The 18,614-nt window shown below is 46.5% G+C and carries 13 protein-coding genes and 4 pseudogenes; 8 read left to right on the top strand and 9 right to left on the bottom strand.

Annotated elements, in window-relative coordinates:
* Positions 1-48: 48 nt before the first annotated feature.
* A pseudogene (locus tag TZ48_RS15920) lies at positions 49-2,159 on the bottom strand (methyl-accepting chemotaxis protein).
* 308 nt (positions 2,160-2,467) lie between these two features.
* Between TZ48_RS15920 and TZ48_RS15915 the strand changes: the two are divergent.
* On the top strand, positions 2,468-3,007 hold the full coding sequence (locus TZ48_RS15915; RefSeq protein WP_162674622.1) for a DUF3124 domain-containing protein: 540 nt from the start codon (positions 2,468-2,470) through the stop codon (positions 3,005-3,007).
* A 60-nt stretch (positions 3,008-3,067) separates the two neighbouring features.
* Here the strand turns inward: TZ48_RS15915 and TZ48_RS15910 are convergent.
* Positions 3,068-4,149, bottom strand: a pseudogene (locus tag TZ48_RS15910) (TRAP transporter substrate-binding protein).
* Positions 4,150-4,431: 282 nt separating this feature from the next.
* Between TZ48_RS15910 and TZ48_RS15905 the strand changes: the two are divergent.
* The 7 genes and pseudogenes from TZ48_RS15905 (at position 4,432) to TZ48_RS15875 (ending at position 11,668) form a co-directional block, all read left to right on the top strand.
* Positions 4,432-5,052 (top strand): LysE family translocator, encoded by a 621-nt coding sequence (locus TZ48_RS15905; protein WP_112479872.1) that lies wholly within the window; start codon positions 4,432-4,434, stop codon positions 5,050-5,052.
* A gap of 322 nt (positions 5,053-5,374) precedes the next feature.
* Positions 5,375-7,933, top strand: a complete 2,559-nt coding sequence (gene nirB / locus TZ48_RS15900; protein WP_112479871.1) for a nitrite reductase large subunit NirB — start codon at positions 5,375-5,377, stop codon at positions 7,931-7,933.
* Between the two features lie 2 nt (positions 7,934-7,935).
* Positions 7,936-8,259, top strand: coding sequence for a nitrite reductase small subunit NirD (nirD, locus tag TZ48_RS15895; RefSeq protein WP_112479870.1), 324 nt, complete (start codon positions 7,936-7,938; stop codon positions 8,257-8,259).
* Between the two features lie 115 nt (positions 8,260-8,374).
* Positions 8,375-9,232: a formate/nitrite transporter family protein gene (locus tag TZ48_RS15890; RefSeq protein ID WP_112479869.1), complete on the top strand. Its 858-nt coding sequence runs from the start codon at positions 8,375-8,377 to the stop codon at positions 9,230-9,232.
* Between the two features lie 112 nt (positions 9,233-9,344).
* Positions 9,345-10,100, top strand: a pseudogene (cobA, locus tag TZ48_RS15885) (uroporphyrinogen-III C-methyltransferase).
* Positions 10,101-10,318: 218 nt separating this feature from the next.
* Entirely contained in the window at positions 10,319-10,600 is a 282-nt protein-coding gene (locus TZ48_RS15880) for a CG2 omega domain protein (protein WP_112479868.1), read from the top strand.
* A gap of 39 nt (positions 10,601-10,639) precedes the next feature.
* Positions 10,640-11,668, top strand: coding sequence for a DUF4382 domain-containing protein (locus tag TZ48_RS15875; RefSeq protein ID WP_112479867.1), 1,029 nt, complete (start codon positions 10,640-10,642; stop codon positions 11,666-11,668).
* A 146-nt stretch (positions 11,669-11,814) separates the two neighbouring features.
* On the opposite strand, the gene TZ48_RS15870 is transcribed toward TZ48_RS15875, so the two are convergent.
* From TZ48_RS15870 to TZ48_RS15840, 7 genes and pseudogenes are all read right to left on the bottom strand, one after another.
* Positions 11,815-12,828 carry a tetratricopeptide repeat protein gene (locus tag TZ48_RS15870; protein ID WP_112479866.1) on the bottom strand — a complete coding sequence of 338 codons (1,014 nt, stop codon included), beginning with the start codon at positions 12,826-12,828 and terminating at the stop codon, positions 11,815-11,817.
* Positions 12,829-12,837: 9 nt separating this feature from the next.
* The gene (locus tag TZ48_RS15865; RefSeq protein ID WP_112479865.1) at positions 12,838-13,770 is read right to left on the bottom strand and encodes a type II secretion system F family protein; all 933 of its coding nucleotides are present in this window, start codon (positions 13,768-13,770) and stop codon (positions 12,838-12,840) included.
* A 1-nt stretch (position 13,771) separates the two neighbouring features.
* Positions 13,772-14,740 (bottom strand): type II secretion system F family protein, encoded by a 969-nt coding sequence (locus tag TZ48_RS15860; protein WP_112479864.1) that lies wholly within the window; start codon positions 14,738-14,740, stop codon positions 13,772-13,774.
* A 1-nt stretch (position 14,741) separates the two neighbouring features.
* Positions 14,742-16,049, bottom strand: a pseudogene (locus TZ48_RS15855) (CpaF family protein); the annotation flags it as partial.
* A 219-nt stretch (positions 16,050-16,268) separates the two neighbouring features.
* Entirely contained in the window at positions 16,269-17,489 is a 1,221-nt protein-coding gene (locus TZ48_RS15850; protein ID WP_162674621.1) for an AAA family ATPase, read from the bottom strand.
* 63 nt (positions 17,490-17,552) lie between these two features.
* Positions 17,553-18,020 (bottom strand): TadE family protein, encoded by a 468-nt coding sequence (locus TZ48_RS15845; protein ID WP_239670920.1) that lies wholly within the window; start codon positions 18,018-18,020, stop codon positions 17,553-17,555.
* The gene (locus TZ48_RS15840) at positions 18,017-18,454 is read right to left on the bottom strand and encodes a TadE/TadG family type IV pilus assembly protein (protein WP_112479861.1); all 438 of its coding nucleotides are present in this window, start codon (positions 18,452-18,454) and stop codon (positions 18,017-18,019) included. The genes TZ48_RS15845 and TZ48_RS15840 overlap by 4 nt, the downstream gene beginning before the upstream one ends.
* Between the last annotated feature and the right edge of the window lie 160 nt (positions 18,455-18,614).

Here is an 18,614-nt window from a genome sequence, read left to right as displayed (position 1 = left end):
AGAGCTAAAAAACAGAAAAGGAGGCATGTGCCTCCTTTGTCATTGCGCTTACACTTCAAATCGGCCAACCAATTGATCTAGCCTTGAGATAGAGTTTTGCATAAGTGATGTTCGACGTGCTAGCTGCTTGGATTGATATTGCAGTGAACTTGTCGACTCAGCAGCATGCTCCGCTGTCTGTGAATTGGTGTTACTCATGTTCGCTAGCCCAGTAATTGCAGCAAACAAAGAGTTTACCGATTGTTGTAACTGTTCGTTCTGCTTCGATGTATCAGCTAAATAAGCATTGCTTTCCACATTTTCAATCCCCGCACGCATGGTATTCACGGCTTTCTCAGACTGTTGCCGTAATTGTTCCATCAAATCACCAATATCCTTAGCGGCAGCGGCGGTTCTATCGCTAAAGTTCGCACTTCATCGGCGACCACAGAAAAGCCTCTACCGTGCTCACCCGCCCTCGCCGCTTCAATGGCTGCATTCAGTGCCAGTAGATTGGTTTGCGCCGTAATATCTGTGATAAGTGTGACAATGTCACTAATCCTTTCCATTTCATTGTTCACGTCATTCACGCTGGCAGACGAAGACTGAACAATCTCTTTAATATTGTCGGCACTGCTACGAGCCGTTTCATACTCCTGATGCGCTCGTTCCACAGATTCCGTCATCAACATATGCATTTCTCTTGCATTGTCATTAGCAGAACGGATTTCTTCAACTTGCTGCTCAGAAAGATCAATAAGTTGGGAGATGGAACCCGATGTATCCTCACTCGACTTAGACAGTCGCTGACTACAACGAAACATCGATTCAGAGACGTTGTTCACCTCGCGACTCGCAAACACCAGTTCTGATACCACGGTTTCCAGGTTATCAATAAAGCTGTTTGTCCATCGGCCTAAATCCCCGGTCTCATCCGCTTTGAACTTCGATGCATCGAGCCGTTGCTTTAGATTCCCATCCCCTTCTGCCAGCACCTTCATCACTCCCGTCATCTGCTCGAGGCTTAGTGACAAAGGTTTAGCCGTGCGAGCTCTAAACAGTAACGTTAATGCACCAGCAGTGAGTAATGATACACCCGCACTCGAATACGCATCCCAGCCCAGAAAATGCTGAAAAGCGACTGGTAACAGTGTGACCAACATAGCTGAAGCCATAAAGCGGCGAGTTAAACGTCCCACCAGCGAGCGATGACGGTGTACTTCTTCAAGATCCGATTCACACATCATGCCCCATCGATCAATAGAGCCCGGCAACTGAAAGGTCACACCCTTGCCAATCACTGGAATGTGGCGATAGTCCGAGTATCCGGGATAATCAACATAGATATTGCTGCCATTTTTGATCGTTTCACGCACGCCTGGGTGAAGTTGGTTGGTTGCGGGATCATTAAACACCACCTCAAATTCTGTATGATGACGAATTTGCACTGTCCCCCAATCCGTTTGAACCCCTTGCTTTAGATTCTCACCATGAGAAAAGGTGCTGTCTTCAAATCGAGAGCGTGACAACGCAACACCTTGTGCGATGGATGGGTCAAACTTCGACTCAACCATAAATAGATAGTTGTCCCCAGACTCACTGTAGATATGCCCCGCTTCTCGCTGAATCAAATCTCCCAGTACATCATTTGGCACACGCCCGCAGAGTACAGGAGAGTTAGGCTGATTCGCATCGAGAGGTTGGTAGAACATCAAGGTGACAGCATCATGAAACTTGGACGATGATGCCCCTATTGTTAGCGTTTTCTGATCAACATAAGGACCATGTAAGAATGGCTTCACTTGGCCAAGCTCTAATGCCTTTAAAGAAGTCAGCCTTTGTCCATTGTGTTCGCGATAGCTAGAGCTGATTGTCACGCCATGACTATCGACCAAGAAAAGCTCAGTGAAGTCCTTGCTGCGTTTAAGCAATAGATCGAGCGCCTCAGACTGTTCATCTTGAGTCTTCGAGGAGATATAGAAAGCGGCATCTTCCAAGAATCTCCATTGATTAAGCGTCCATGTTTCTAGCAGCTTCACCCGAGTTTGGGCAATGCTCTCGAACGTTTGCTCAAGCTCATTAATGCGACTACGATTGGCAAAACAAGCCAAACGCATCGCGATCTTCCCCGTATTCCCAAACCATGGCAGCCAGCGTTTTTCTGTTGTCGTTAAATTCATGTTCAATCCCTTGAATCTAGTTTGTTGATAATAAAGCAATTTATATACCCGTATTCTATAGTTTAATCGCTCGCAATTACAAAGGATCGGCGAATGAAAAGGGGCGTCATCGCACTCAATGGCGTTGTTTAGCACCAAGTCTGTGCATCACTCGCACCAAATAAGGGAGTTGCCCTTTCGAGGGGCAAGACATATCTACTAACAATAAAGTGGCCTAGTTAACGCTCTGATCTTGATAACAAATAACCCATTTTTAGCTGTAAATAGTACACTGCATGCATTACTTCAATGCCTTGTTAGGAGACCACATGACTGAAAATCGTAAAGCCAGCCAAATTGTTTCCATTCTCTCAACTGTCCTTGCCATCGGCTTAGCCATTTATCTTGGATCACTGATCAAATCAGTCGATACCATTGAAGAAAAGCTGAGTCATCAAGCCCAGCAAATCGAACGAACAACCCTTGCTGCAAGTGACAATGCAGATCGTAGCAGTTACGTCCCTGCTTACTCTCATATCTACACTGATGGAGGTAAACCCGTTCTGCTAGAGACCACGTTAGTTGTGAGAAATACAGATCCAAAACAGAGCATTCAGATCCATAGCATTGATTACTTTGACACAGAAGGAAAACTGGTTAGAGAGTTCCTTGAAAAAGGTTATGTACTCGAACCACTTTCAAGCTCTGAGTATCTAGTAGAAAAGCGCGAAGTAAGCGGTGGGGTTGGCGCCAATTTTATTGTTAACTGGTCAAATCCGAATGACGCATCGGAGCCGATATTTGAAGCAGTGATGATAGGCTCCGGCCACGGAAAAGACATTTCCTTTACTAGTCGAGCGACGAACTAAGACAAAACGGCTCATTTCAACGAGTAAAATGAGCCGTTTTTAATGCGAGACTAGACATGCTTAATTTGTTTGTTCGTTCAAATAAGCTTGTAGTGAGATGTTAGTCCATTCACGCATTTTGTTTAAATATGACGCTTGTGAATCCAAGATTTCTTTTGCCAGTTCATCCTTCGCCGCTTGTTGCTTAAGCAGCTCACCGTTCGCTTGTTTTAGAGCATTAATGACTTCAGGTGGGAAGCTACGAACTTTAATGTCTGGATACTCTGAACTCATCTTAGACCAGCTGTTCGCATTCTCATGAAGCGCTTGGGTATACATATCAAACGCCGCAACGCGGAACGAAGTCTCTAGAATGATTTTTAAATCGTCAGGTAGCTCCTGCCAAACTTTTTTGTTTACTAGGAACTGTGTCTCTGAACCTGGCTCATGCCATGCTGTATAGTAGTATGGCGCAATTTTCTGAAAGCCCATTCGCAAATCAAACGCAGGACCAACCCACTCTAGTGCATCAATAGTGCCACGCTCTAGCGAGGTATAAAGTTCCCCTGGTGCGATATTGGTTGGTTTAGCGCCAACCTGAGCCAACACTTCACCAGCAAAACCTGGTATGCGCATTTTAAGCCCTTTCAGATCGTCGACAGTGTTGATCTCTTTTTTGAACCAACCACCCATCTGGATATCTGAGTTACCGCCTGGGAATGACAGTAGGTTATGCGGTGAATACACCTGCTGCATCAACTCTAAACCGCCACCGTGATAAAACCATGAGTACTGCTCCATGGTTGTCATGCCAAATGGCATCGATGAGAAATAGAGCGTGTTGGGAACTTTGCCTTTCCAGTAGTAAGAGCTGGAATGGCCAAGATCGTATTGGCCCGATTTCACCATATCAAAGACACCCAGTGGCGCTTTGTGTTTGTTGGCAGAGTCGATACGAATAATTAAACGTCCGTTCGACATTTCTTTCGCAAGCTTAGCCATATTCTTACTCGCATCCCCTAAGATAGGCGTATTAGGCCCCAGGTTTCGGCAAGTTTTAGACGATATACTTTGTCGTCGGCTTGAACATGTGCTGCGGCAAGAGTCGTTAGAGATGCGACGATAAGGGTACTGACTCGACGAATGGTTTTTTTGAAGTCCATTTCTTAGATTCCTGTGTACGTTATTGGATAGCTCACCAACAATGAATGTAAACACTATGTATGTCAAAGTGTTATCATTTAGCATCATTCTGATTGAGCAGCCAATCTGTCTATTATTTAATCAACGCGCCTTATTTTGTCCTTTCCGCGGCACCAACTCTTTATTTATCTCCAAGCCGAAGGCCGCTAAAAATATTCCATTCTGTTTAACAAAGTGATAGTTCTGTCACGGATTCTCTGATATTAATAGCCGAATTGTTCAATATTTTGAAAAGTAACACTATGGACTGGGCTACGCTGACGATATTCATCCCCACCTTTTTCTTTGTATCGATTACTCCAGGTATGTGCATGACGCTTGCCCTTACTATGGGCATGAGCATTGGTTATCGACGTACGTTGTGGATGATGATTGGTGAGCTATTAGGCGTTGCGGTTGTTGCTCTCGCGGCTATTTTGGGTATCGCGGCAGTGATGTTGAGATATCCAGAAGTGTTCACCATTTTCAAAGCAGTCGGTGCGACTTATCTCTTCTATTTAGGCGTTCAAATGTGGCGTTCACGCGGTAAACTCGCCATCACATCCGAGGTTGAGCAATCGTCACGTCACAACGATTGGGATCTTGTTGTACAAGGCTTTGTCACAGCCATCGCCAACCCTAAAGGTTGGGCTTTCATGATTTCACTGCTTCCACCTTTTATCGATCAATCCAAGTCAATGTTTGGCCAGGTTACTATGATGCTTGCCATTATCTTGGTCAGTGAGTTCGTCTGCATGACGATCTACGCAACCGGTGGTAAAGGTTTAAAGCGCACCCTGGGCAACGCTAACAATGTACGAACCATGAATCGCATCGCAGGCACACTGATGTGTGGCGTTGGTGTGTGGCTTTTTATTGGTTGACTAGGTTAATCGCACACAAGCCTTGACGACTTCAACTTCCAGTTTTGTAATTTCCATACAAAAATAAATCAAAATATGAATAGATCAGATGTACGCCAACGTACATCTGATGGCAAATTCCCTAGAAAAGTCTCAACACCTCCTCTTTATCATAGTAATTTCCGATAATTCACTTCGTAAAACATCGTCTAGTCGGATAAATCACCACTCACTCTACCCCTTTAGAGTAGTTTAAATCCGTAATTGATTTACATCATGTATTAATTTGCTTTCACAAATAACAATGCAGACAGATTTGAAGAACTAACACTTAGGTATAATCATGAGCAAGATGAAGCTTGTCGTCGTAGGAAACGGCATGGTTGGTCATCGCTATCTCGAGGACTTAGTCGAGAAAGCAGATATGACTAACTATGAAGTGACTGTCTTCTGCGAAGAACCCCGCGTTGCGTACGACCGTGTGCACCTTTCCTCTTATTTTTCGCACCACACTGCTGACGAGCTCTCTCTCGTTAAAGAAGGTTTTTACCAAAAGCACGGCATTAACGTATTGATTGGCGAGCGTGCTATCAATATTAATCGTGAAAACCACATCGTTTATTCCAGCACTGGTCGTGAAATCAAATACGACAAACTCATCCTCGCTACTGGCTCTTTCCCATTTGTTCCGCCTATCAAAGGCAACGAAAGCAAAGACTGTTTTGTTTACCGTACTATCGAAGATCTTAAAGCTATCGAAGCAACCGCTAAGAAGAGCAAGAGCGGCGTAGTTATCGGTGGTGGTCTGCTAGGTCTTGAAGCTGCCGGTGCACTGAAAGCACTGGGTGTAGAAACTCACGTGGTTGAATTCGCACCAAAACTTATGGCTGAGCAGCTAGACCAAGCGGGCGGTAACCAGCTTCGTTCAAAAATTGAAAGCATGGGCGTGAACGTTCACACCAGCAAGAACACGCTAGAAATTGCGCCTGAAGGCAAAACAGCGCGTAATGTGATGCGCTTTGCTGACGGTACTGAGCTAGAAACTGATTTCATCGTGTTCTCTGCAGGTATCCGCCCTCAAGACAAACTTGCTCGCGAAATGAAGCTAGATATTGCTCCTCGTGGCGGTATTGCTATCAACGACTTCTGCCAAACGTCGGATGAAAACATCTACGCGATTGGTGAATGTGCGTCTTGGAACGAAATGTTCTACGGCCTAGTGGCTCCTGGCTACAAGATGGCTACAGTTGCGGTTGACCACATCGTTGGTAACGACAGCAAATTCGAAGGCGCTGACATGTCGGCGAAGCTTAAGCTTCTCGGCGTGAAAGTAGGCTCAATTGGTGACGCTAACGGTCGCACTCCTGGCTGTAAGAGCTACGTTTACCAAAACGAAGAGCAAGAAGTGTATAAGCGCCTCATCGTTTCTGAAGACAACAAGAAGCTTCTTGGTGCAGTCATGGTTGGTGATACTTCTGACTACGGCGACCTACTTCAACTAATGCTGAACGAAATCGACCTACCGGAGCACCCTGATGCACTTATTCTTCCAGCACACGCTGGCGCTGAAAAACCGACTCTAGGTGCTGATTCTCTTCCTGAGTCAGCGGTTATCTGTTCTTGCTTTGACGTTACTAAAGGCAAGATTGCAGAGGCAGTTGCTCAAGGTCACCACACCATTGGCGACATTAAGGCGGTGACTGGCGCAGGCACTGGCTGTGGTGGTTGTATCCCTCTTGTGACTTCAGTTCTTAATGCTGAACTTGCGAAGTCTGGTATCGAAGTTAAGAACGATGTGTGTGAGCACTTTGCTTACTCTCGTCAAGAGCTGTTCCACCTAGTACGTATCGGAGAGATCAAGACGTTTGAAGAGCTACTTGAAAAACACGGTACAGGCTACGGCTGTGAAGTCTGTAAGCCACTTGCTGGCTCTATCCTAGCGTCTTGCTGGGGTGACCACATCCTTAAGCCTGAGCTAGTGAAGCTACACGATACTAACGATAACTTCCTAGGTAACATCCAAAAAGACGGTACTTACTCTGTTATCCCACGTATGGCTGGCGGTGAAGTCACACCTCAAGCGCTAAAAGTGCTGGCTGAAGTAGCTGCAGAATACAACCTTTACACCAAGGTGACGGGTGCACAACGTATCGGTCTGTTCGGTGCGCAAAAAGACGATCTTCCAGCTATCTGGAAGAAGCTGATTGACGCAGGTTACGAGACAGGTCAAGCGTACGCAAAAGCACTTCGCATGGCGAAAACGTGTGTGGGCTCCACTTGGTGTCGTTACGGCGTTCAAGACTCAGTTGGCCTAGGCTCTCGCATCGAGAACCGTTACAAAGGCATCCGTACTCCTCATAAGATGAAGTTTGGTGTCTCTGGCTGTACTCGTGAGTGTGCAGAAGCGCAAGGTAAAGACCTTGGCATCATCGCCACTGACGCAGGTTGGAACATGTACGTATGTGGTAACGGCGGTATGAAGCCTCGTCACGCAGACCTACTGGCTTCTGATCTAGACGAAGCAACGCTAATTCAATACATCGACCGCTTCATGATGTTCTACATCCGCACCGCTGCGCCACTACAACGCACGTCAGTTTGGATGGAAAACATGGAAGGTGGTGTGGACTACTTACGTGAAGTTATCGTTGATAACAAGCTTGGTATCAACGAGCAGCTTGAAGCTGACGTTCAGCGTCTGGTGGGCGATTACAGCTGTGAGTGGAAGAACACGATTGAAGACGAGTCTCAGCTTACGCGCTTTGCTCACTTCATTAACAGTGACCTACGTGATGACAATGTGGTATTCGTTCAAGAGCGTGACCAACACCGTCCAGCGACATTCACTGAGAAACACCCTGAAGCGAAAGGCGACATTCTACACGTTGAGCTGGAGAAGTAATCATGGCATTTCAAAAAGTATGTGACATCCAAGATATCGTCCCAGGCACAGGCGTTTGTGCATTGATTGACGGTCAGCAGGTTGCGGTTTTCCGCCCAAGCGCTGCAGAAGAAGTCCGCGCTATCAGCAACATGGATCCGTTCTATCAATCTAACGTGCTATCACGTGGTTTGATTGTTGAGCACCAAGGCGAACTTTGGGTTGCAAGCCCGCTTAAGAAGCAGCGCTTTAACCTGACAACAGGTGCGTGCATGGAAGATGAGCGCTTTAGCGTGAAAGCTTACAAAGCTCGCGTGACTAAAGGTGCGGTAGAGATTTCTGCTTAACCGCTTCTAGAAAACGCGTTCTAGAGAATGAATAGCCTATAGGGGTTAGCCACCCTAGCCCCTATCACTATTCAATCTTAACTTTTTTATTTTTACACTTTGTTGGAGAGACATGATGTCTACTGATTTTAAACCTGCACAATTCGTTCAAACTATGATCGACGTTGGCGAAGCGAAGACCAAAACCAGCACTCGCGATCTACTTTTACGCGGCACAATGGCTGGCGTGATTCTATCACTAGCGGTGGTGGTTGCAATCACTACTATGGTACAAACTGGAATCGGTATTGTGGGCGCACTCGTATTTCCTGTTGGTTTCGTGATTCTGAGCGTGATGGGTTATGACCTAGTAACCGGCGTTTTCGGTCTCGCACCTTTAGCAAAATTTGAAAACCGCCCAGGTATCACTTGGAGCCGTATCATGCGCTGCTGGGGTCTAGTGGGTCTGGGTAACCTTATCGGTTCACTGATTGTTGCTTACCTTGTGGCTGTTTCGCTAACAGGCAACTTCTCTCTTGAGCTAAACGCAGTAGCGAAGAAGTTCATTGCGGTTTCTACGGCTCGTAGCCTTGGTTTTGAAAACATGGGTATGGACGGATGGATCACCTGTTTCGTGCGCGGCATCTTCTGTAACCTAATGGTTTGTCTAGGCGTAATCGGTAACATGACAGCACGCACTGTTGCAGGCCGTGTGGCTATGATGTGGTTCCCAATCTTCATCTTCTTCGCACTCGTATTTGAGCACACAGTAGTCAACATGTTCCTATTCCCACTAGGCATGATTCTAGGTGCTGACTTTGGTATCGCGACTTGGTTGAACTTCAACCTTATCCCTACCATCCTAGGTAACATCGTTGGCGGTCTAATCATGACATGTATCCCGCTTTACCTAACTCACGCTAAAACTGCACCTTCAATCTCTAGTGAAACAGAAGAACAAGTGCAAGCTGAACCAGCGCTAAGCGCGAAATAATCTCGATATGACCTCACCTTCGTGGTGAGGTCTTTTACCTCTTTGGTTATAAAAAGTCGTACTGCCGAGTATCACTCTTTATACCCAAATTTAGATTTGATAGGCGTAGCTTATGACCACTAATCACACATCTTTAAATGCCGGCTTTGTTTCGTTAGTCGGTGCGGGGCCGGGAGACCCTGATCTTTTGACAGTGAAAGGATATCGCGTGATTCAGTCTGCGGATGTCGTCGTTTTCGATAGACTCGTATCCAAAGATATCCTGTCGCTGGCAAAACCTGGTGCAGAGATGATCTATGTAGGCAAGAAGCTCGACTATCACTGCGTTCCACAAGATCAGATCAACCAAATCTTGGTAGAGAAAGCCAAAGAAGGTCACAAAGTGGTTAGGCTAAAAGGTGGGGATTCGTTTTATCTTTGGCCGCGGCGGTGAAGAGCTAGAAACCTTAGCTGAGAACGGTATTAACTTCGAAGTGGTTCCTGGCATCACGGCGGCGGCTGGAGCAACAGCGTATGCAGGTATTCCCCTTACTCACCGCGACCACGCGCAAAGCGTTCAGTTTATCACCGGTCACGTACAAAAAGATGGCCGTGAAATCGAATGGGGTCTCTTGCCCAATCCAACAACACGCTCGTCTTCTATATGGGTCTAAAACAAAGCGGACGCATTACTGACAAGCTCATTACCCATGGCCTTGATGAAAACACACCGTGCGCAGTAATTGAAAATGGCACGCGCAAAGAACAGCGTGTTTTCCAAGGTGCACTCAACACGCTACCTCAAATGGCCAGCGAAGCAGAAAGCCCAGCCTTAATAGTGGTTGGGAGTGTGACCCAATTGCACGACAAACTAAAGTGGTTTAACTAAACTGATTTCACTAAGCTAAAAACGCCAGCAAATCATGCTGCTTTTTCTTGTGCGCCCTATCTCATAAGGGGTGGCCGATTTTCTGACAACGTGTCTCACTTCTGGTATGCGCTGACAAAATCCTTTCCCGGCATTGAATAGCTCTGACATATTGTTACTAAACTTAACTAACCTATACACGCTTGACGTGTCCCACAACTTACAAAGGTAGGTTAGCAATGAAAGTACTCGTCTCATTGGCTCTTGGCGCTTTAATCCCCCTTTCTGCAGCACAAGCAGATGTCACCATCAAAGGCGATCGCATGGAAATCAGTGACGATTGCCGAAAAATCGAAGGTGACGTGATGACACTACGTTCAGAAGATTGTGATGACGGCTCAAAAGGCGGCAATAAAAACAAGGGGGACAACCGAAGCGTCCATGGCGACGATAACCCAGGCAAAGGGCACGGCAAGGACAAAAACAACAAAGGTAAAGACCGCGACAAAGACGATGATTAATCATCGCGCTTTACCAGCAGTGTAATTAAGGAATGAATTATGAAGTATTTAAAGCTTACCGCCGTTGCAGGTGTCGTGTCACTTGCACTCGTTGGATGTGGTGGAGATTCAAGCTCTCCAGCAGCAACGACGCCTGTGACGCTCAGCGTTACAGACGCTCCCGTGGATGAGGTCAAAGAGGTTGTTGTGACCTTTGGCACCGTGGCACTGTTGCCACAAGGTGGTGGCTCACCACTTATCTATGATGTGTACTTGACTGACGATGAAGGCAACCCGGTTGATGAGAATGGCAACCCTATTCCTGACGGTGAAGACCCGGTGCCACTGAGCGTCAACCTGCTTGACTATCAAGGCAGTAAAGTCATGCCGCTGATTAAAGATGAAGTAGTGACTGTCGGTAACTACAAGCTATGCGTGTTCGCGAACGATGGTGATCACCCGACCCACCCCTCCTACGTAATTGAAGATGACAATACCGAGCGCGAGTTGTCCGTTAAAGGTAACGGCGCCTGCCCACAGGGTGTAGGTAAAATAGACAACACAGGTGTACTGTACTTCAATGATTCGTTTGCGGTAAATCCGCAAAACAATGACTTTGCTGTAGAGTTTGACCTACGACGAGGTTTAAAAAATACCTCGACCTTCCCAGATTACAGCATTCAACGTACCTCGGTCACTCTGATCAATACCGCTGTGACTGGAAATATTGAAGGCACCGTAACAACAGCGACGTTCAACGCTTGTAACGACCCAGCGGACGCCAATGTCGCGCAAGCTGTGTACTTGTATGAAAGCGGTACTACACAAGAAAACATGGCGCCCATTGGCGGAACTGATACCGTTAAGCCTCTAACCTCTGCGAGCGTAAGTTACAATGAAACGCAGCAAGTCTACGAATTCTCATTTGGTTTCCTAGATCCGGGTAGCTACAACCTTGGTTACACTTGTACGGCTCAGCATGACGATGGCGAAGAAGGCTCAGATCCTGTGGCAGCGGGTTTCAACATCTTTAGTACTCAATCCGATGTAGCGGTAGTTGGTAATCAAGACACGAGTGTTGAGTTCTAATTCCAACAACTAATCTACTTACATTCAAAGCGCCCTTTAGTAAAAGGGCGTTTTTACATAACGAAGAATTTAGAACAAAAAAAAGCGGCCACCCATCCTTGGGCGCGCCACTTTGCTGCTACGAAACGCGTTTAACGCGAGTAAGACTAGTTGTTGGAAATTATCACTTCTTTATTGCGCACTTCAGAAAGAGCACGTTCCAGATTATCGTTGGCTAATTCATAGTATGATGGCTTAGCATCGATTGCCTGCTGAAAGTATGGAATCGCACGCTCGGGCTTGCCTTTTAGCATAAGAAAGTACCCGACATTGTTTAAAGCCTCGGGTTTTTCAAGATGACGGCTAAACATGTTTAACGCACGATTTTCATACCCCTGAGCTAGATAAATAAGCGCCATGTTGTTTTGCGCTTTCTCATTTTCTGGCTCACGCTTTAGTGCTTTCTGTGTGTATGACTGCGCTTTACTATAGTCTCCCGACATATAGTAAGAGTAACCTTGATTGATCAATATTTTGGTAGATTGAGGGGATATTTGATACGCCTTTTCATACATCGACCTAGCGACATCATAGTTATTATTGACGTCGGCCAAAATCCCAAGTCCCATGAAGGCGATCGCTGGGGATTGGCTGTCTACACTTAAACTGTCTACCTTAGACTTGGTAACTGAATCAAAATCTATGGTATTTGTTGAGTTCTGACGAACTTGATCAGCGTTAATCGCCCTTAAAAAGTAACTTTCCGATTCCTCAACACGCCCTGTCCGAGCATATAAGTTACCAAGCTGCTGATGCGCCATCACATGATCGGGGTTGTCTTTAACCGATAATAGGAACGCCTTCTCTGCTAGCTCATTGTTACCCCGTGAAAGGTGTATTTGCCCTATGGTGTACAGAGTTTGGTCTTTATAGGTTTCGGTTCCAAATGAGAGAGAGCGAATGTACTCGTACAGCGCCAAATCCACATTGTTCGCGGCAAGTGCCGCGTCACCACGTTGTATTGCTTCAATCTCCGTCTGAGGCGGCGGAGCCTGAGTCAACGTTTCAATTGGTCGGCCTGAATACAACGAGGTGTCATAAGCAGGCTCTTTCGGACCACTTGAACAGGCTTGAAGCCCGAAAACGATGACAATTAAAAAGAGTATTTTGATGCCTTTCATAACGTATCCTTACTCGAAAGCTTTCATAATATTTAGGATGGCTGGCCCTACGGCCACAATGAAGAAACAAGGCCAAATAAACAGTACCATCGGGAACATCATTTTGGTCGGTATCTTCGCAGCTAATTCTTCCGCGGCCTGATTTCGTTTGTCTCGGTAATCTTCAGTATAGTCACGAAGTGTCGCCGACAAGCTACCACCGATTCTAGATGCATGAGAAAGCATGCTAACCAAACCACTCAGTTCATAGAGGCCAGTTCGAATGACTAGCTCGTTGAAGGCCTGAGGTAACTCCACACCGGCTTTGACTTTGATACACACGGTTTCCAGCTCATCCGCCAGCTCTGGGTGTGCGATGTAAGTTTCGTTGGCAACACGTTTCATCGCTGCCATAAAACCCAGCCCAGATTCAGTACAAACAACGAGAAGATCGAGTGCATCTGGCACACCAGCGCGGATTTTTCGTTGTCTTTTTTTGACCATTCTGTCAAGAACGATGTTAGGTATAAACAGTCCGCCGAGAACGCTCACTGCAATAATCAGATTCAACTGGCTAAAGTCGCTCAGCGTTAAATAAAAACTGCCAGCCAGCACCACACCAATAACAAAGGAAAATATCTTTATTGCGTAGAAGTTACCCAGCGCACTTTTCTCATGTAACCCAGCGTGCATTAATTGATGGCGAATACTTTCTTTTTCTTTAGAGTTGCCGGGCACATACAGCGGAGATAGTGACTCAAGCGTGTCACGAACTCGACTCGTTTGTCTTTTAGCCTCTGGCTCAGCCAAGTGCTCAACACGACGCTCAACACCCGATTTAACCCCAAACATGACAAAACCTAGCGTAAATACCGCCAATGTTACGGCTAGCAATACCGCACCCAGCAAAAACCATTCACGGGCAATGTTAAAGCTCTCGACCTGCTGTAATAACGCTTCCATGCTACACCTCGATATTAATGATCTTTCTCATCCATAAAGCGCCAAGCATCAAGCAGACAATACCACCAGCAATCACTTTTAGACCTCGGGGATCGGTGTAAAGGGGTTCAACTAACTCCGCATTTACCGCCATTAAGCCTAGGAATAGTGCAAATGGTGACAGCACCAAAATCCATGCAGACATGCGACTCTCAGCGGATAGGGTTCGTATCTTACGTGACAACTTAAAGCGCGCTCGGAGCACTTCGGACACTTTCTGCAAGTTCTCTGCTAAGTTACCGCCTGTGTCTTTTTGCAATAACACAGCGGAAGAAAACGCCAACATGGATACAGTGGGGACTCGATCCGCCATGTTGAGTATGGATATTTTAATGTCGTAACCAAAGCTGAGCAGGTTGAAGGTATTTTTGAACTCCTCACCGGCGGGCGCCGGTAACTCTTCGCCCACTTCTTTAAAGGTTTGTGCTAACGGCTGGCCGGCCTGAAGCATCCGTCTCATAATATCTAGGGCTTCTGGAAGCTGCTCTTCGAACTTGATGAGCCTTTGGCTAATTTTCCAATTGATGAAAAATACCACGCCGATAACAAGAAACACCGCCCCTATCACTCCAAAATACCAAGGCTTATTCAGTACAGGAACGAGAATAATCAGGGCCAGACACCCGAGTAACGTACGCATCACAATGTCGCCAAGCCCAACTCTAAAACCCGCCAGTTCCGTCATTTTTTGTAGATTGGCGAAATAAGGAATTTCAACCAGCTTTCTATCCAGAGGAGTGAGCTGCTTATGATAGTGCTCTTTGAGTAAGCTTACGCTCTCGGCATCTAGCTCGCTTTTGGTTCGCTCCAGTCTTTTGGTGAGCTCTTTGTGTTTCGCCCGCTGCCCAGCAGCAGGCAGGATTAATGCTTGAGAGATTAGAAATACCGCAACAAACAGCAGCAAAAAGAACATAGTCGCATCAAAGTTCATGTTACTTACCCTCCTTGCCGCCGAGTTCATTGAACAGTTCGAAAGGAAGGTCAATTCCCCGCTTAATCAGCGAACTATGGCAATCTGGCACAACGCCGGTCGCGGTGTAATGACCCAGAACATTTCCTTTCTCATCCACACCCTCGCGATTGAACCTAAAGATTTCCGACATGGTGATCACTTCTCCCTCCATGCCGTTGATTTCTTGAATGCTCACCATACGCCTTTTACCGTCCTCCTGACGCTCCATCTGCACCACAAGATGAATTGCTGAGGCGATTTGGGCTCTCAAGTTTTTGGTTGAAATGTTCCATCCCGCCATCGCAAACATGTTTTCAACACGGCTCAACGCATCTCTAGGCGAGTTTGCGTGAATCGTCGCCAAAGAACCGTCATGGCCAGTATTCATCGCTGATAACATATCTACGGCTTCACTGCCCCTCACCTCACCAACAACAATTCGATCGGGTCGCATACGAAGCGAGTTTTTCACCAGCTCACGCTGAGTAATTTCACCTTTGCCTTCGAGGTTCGCAGGGCGTGTCTCTAAACGGATGACATGGGGTTGTTGAAGCTGGAGTTCCGCCGAGTCTTCGATGGTAATGATGCGTTCATTAGATGGAATGAAGCCAGAGAAGATGTTCAAGGTTGTGGTTTTTCCCGAGCCGGTACCACCAGAGATTAGAATATTAAGCTCACCTTTAACCGCACCATTAATAAACTTGGCCATCTGTGGGGACACAGAGTCGAGTTCTAATAGATTGTCCATGGTCAAACGGTCAACCGCAAAACGACGTATTGACACCGACGCGCCATCAATTGCAAGCGGAGGGATAATGGCATTAACACGTGAGCCATCTTGAAGACGCGCATCAACCATGGGCGATGCCTCATCAATACGGCGCCCCACTAGACTGACGATTCGGTCGATAATATTGCGAAGATGACGGTCATCCAAAAAGGTGTAAGGCGTTTTTTCCAGCTTGCCTCGCCTTTCTACATACACACTCTTTGGTCCATTGACCAAGATATCCGACACTGTTGTGTCTTTAAGGAGGGGTTCCAGAGGGCCAAGGCCAAACACTTCATCTTCAATTTGTGCGAGAACACGTTTGCGACCTTCGTGACTAAGGGGATGCTCGTTGTCATCGTTCATCAAAGTCTGAATCGCTTCGTGTAACTCTCGCTTTGCAGTGTCCTCATCAAGGCTCGAGAGTAGACCTAAATCAACGGTTTCGAGCAATTTCTTGTGAAAGTAATGCTTTACTTCCAAATCTTGTTCAAGTTGTCGGCGCGCCTCTTCAACCGCGCGAGACTTAATTTGCTCTTGCTCATCGACAGCAGAAGCCACTTCGTCAACAGCGACCTCTTCGACCACCACAGCCTTGTCAGGCACGCTATTGTCGATGCCGGCGGCTCTTTTTTCAAAATCTGGATTAATATTTTTCCTTTTGAAGAACATATCCCCTCCTTGGTTTATGTGTCAGTGGAATCGCAACATTCGCGAACAGTCATTGCCTACGTGCAATTAACTGAACAGCTTCGATAACCATCCACTCGGCGCTGCCTCAACTTTCCCCAACGACACACTCAATTTAGCGATAGCTTTGCTGATGGCACTTTTCTTTTTGAAATCAATAACAGGCTTGCCCAAATTGGCGCTTTCCGTGGCGACTTTATAGTCATTCGGTATGTTATGAATCTCATAATCAGGTAAGGTCTTGTCGATATCCGCCAGTGTGATAGCTTGCTTACTGGAATATCGATTAACGATGACCTCAATAGCCTCTGTTGTCAGGCCATACTCGTACTTGAGGCTCTTGCTCAACTGGCTTGCGTTTTTCAGCGACATATAGTTTTGCTGAACAACCAAAAATAACTTAGTCGCTGGTGTGATTAGCGGAGCGAAGGTTGGCTCTACGCCCCTTGAAAAGTCAATGATGATGTATTTGTAAAACTGCCTAAACAAGGGCACTATTTTTTGTATCTTCTCGGCTTTTTCGGCTGCGTTTGCTCCCTGGCCTTTACCAAACCCTAGGATGTGTAAACGTTTTTGGTACTTGGTGACGATCCCGTTGATAGAGGATTCATCAAGCTCACTCATGACTTCAAGTGCATCAAACATGGTGTACCTGGGTGTTAAATCCAGATACTCGGGTACAGTGCCAAACTGAGTATCAACATCGATAAGAAGTACCTCGTTGGGGAACGATTCTGCTAGTTGGAGCGCAACATTGATGGCCATTGTCGACGCACCATTACCACCTTTGGTGTTTAAGAAGATAAACAGCTCTCCCATGTCGCGATTGACAATTTTTTGCTCGGCCATTGTTTGCAATAGTGGCAGTAAGTCCCCCATACTGGCGCGTTCAGATAGAAAATCTGATGCTCCGATTCGAAGCGCGACTTTCAACATCGCCGTGTCCGACTCATCCCCAAACACAATCAACGAAGCGTCTGAGTCCTTAAATGGCAGGTCATAATCATGCAACTCTGCGACTTTGGTAGCCCACTCCATTTTGCCTTCAACGAAAATGGCATCGGGAGCATGCAACGTTCTCAATGCATCTGGGCTCACTAAATTGAGTGATACGGACTCACAAATTGTGTTCTTACTTTTCTTTAGCTCACTGGTAATATGGTTTTTGAATGCATCGGTTGCGTATAACACCCATACGTTAAGGTTAGTCCGAAGCGCAAAGGTGACGCTGTCACTCATATTTTTGTTAATTGGTACCGGTTCACCCATGTTGTCACTCCTAACAATCTTCAATGGTTCCATTCGTGGACCCAGTGTTGGGTCTCACAATCCCTAAACTCTCAACAGGTAATAGTGTCTTGAAACTGGGCACATCCACTGCCCCCCGTTGCCAATGAACGCCAGCAAAGGGAAAAATTGAAATTGAAAACCTGAAACCTCCGCGCTAACGTAGCGTATCTGCGACATAATCGCCGCCTGAGCACCAGAGGAGAGGCCGCTAAAGCCAGCCACAGACACAGGGCTACCTGCGGCATCAACATAATCAATCACCAGATTCTCCGGCTCGAAGCCGATAGGACGATTTTCTATCACCTCGGGCAGACTAGTTATGTCCCCTTGGTCAGTGATGGCACATACTGTCGCTAGACGAGCGGCTTTTCTGGTCATTTCATTGAGCATTTGCATCGAAAACATGTAACGTCCAATCTCGAATGCAAAAAACACCAGCACCAATAAACCCCAAGCAATCACCGTGAACTCTATGATGGTCATGCCAGATTGTTTTTTTGTCATGTTCATAATCCAGTCTCCATTACCGCTGAAGCTGAAAAGTTAAGGTTCATGTCGTTTTCCAAAAACGGCAGAGTTGCAAAGGTCGGCACGTAGTTAAAGGTCGCCGTCACCGTCACGAGATCGTTGTTGTGAGATACCGACACATTTTCCGTCAGCAGCCCATCCAATACTGCAGTACCAGAAGCCACGTTGGCTCCGTACACCACGACATTTTGAATCTCAGTGGTTGGGGCAATTTGCTGCGTAGTGGCAGTACCATAAATGGCGGTTACTGCATATCGCGCGCCATTTCGCACTGCTTTATTAAGTGCCTGATATTCCACAAGCAAGTTGCCAAGCTCCAGGCAAATCGTCATGAATACGATCAGCAGCGGCGTCATCATGACAAACTCAATCGCGGCCAACCCTTTTTGCTTGGATTTACGAATAAAACGACGCATATCAAGCCTCCCCGCTCAATGGATCTTTATAGAGCTGAATTTTGAAAATGCCTTCGGCATTCGGGGTAGTTCCGGTTGATCCATTAGTGACCGTGCAATCTTCCAGAAACTCGCCATAGACGCCTTGCTTGGCTCCGTTATTATCAGGTGCTTGCTGTGT

The sequence above is a fragment of the Vibrio variabilis genome (assembly GCF_003263785.1).
Classification (GTDB): domain Bacteria; phylum Pseudomonadota; class Gammaproteobacteria; order Enterobacterales; family Vibrionaceae; genus Vibrio; species Vibrio variabilis.
This window is presented reverse-complemented; position numbering and strand designations above follow the sequence as displayed.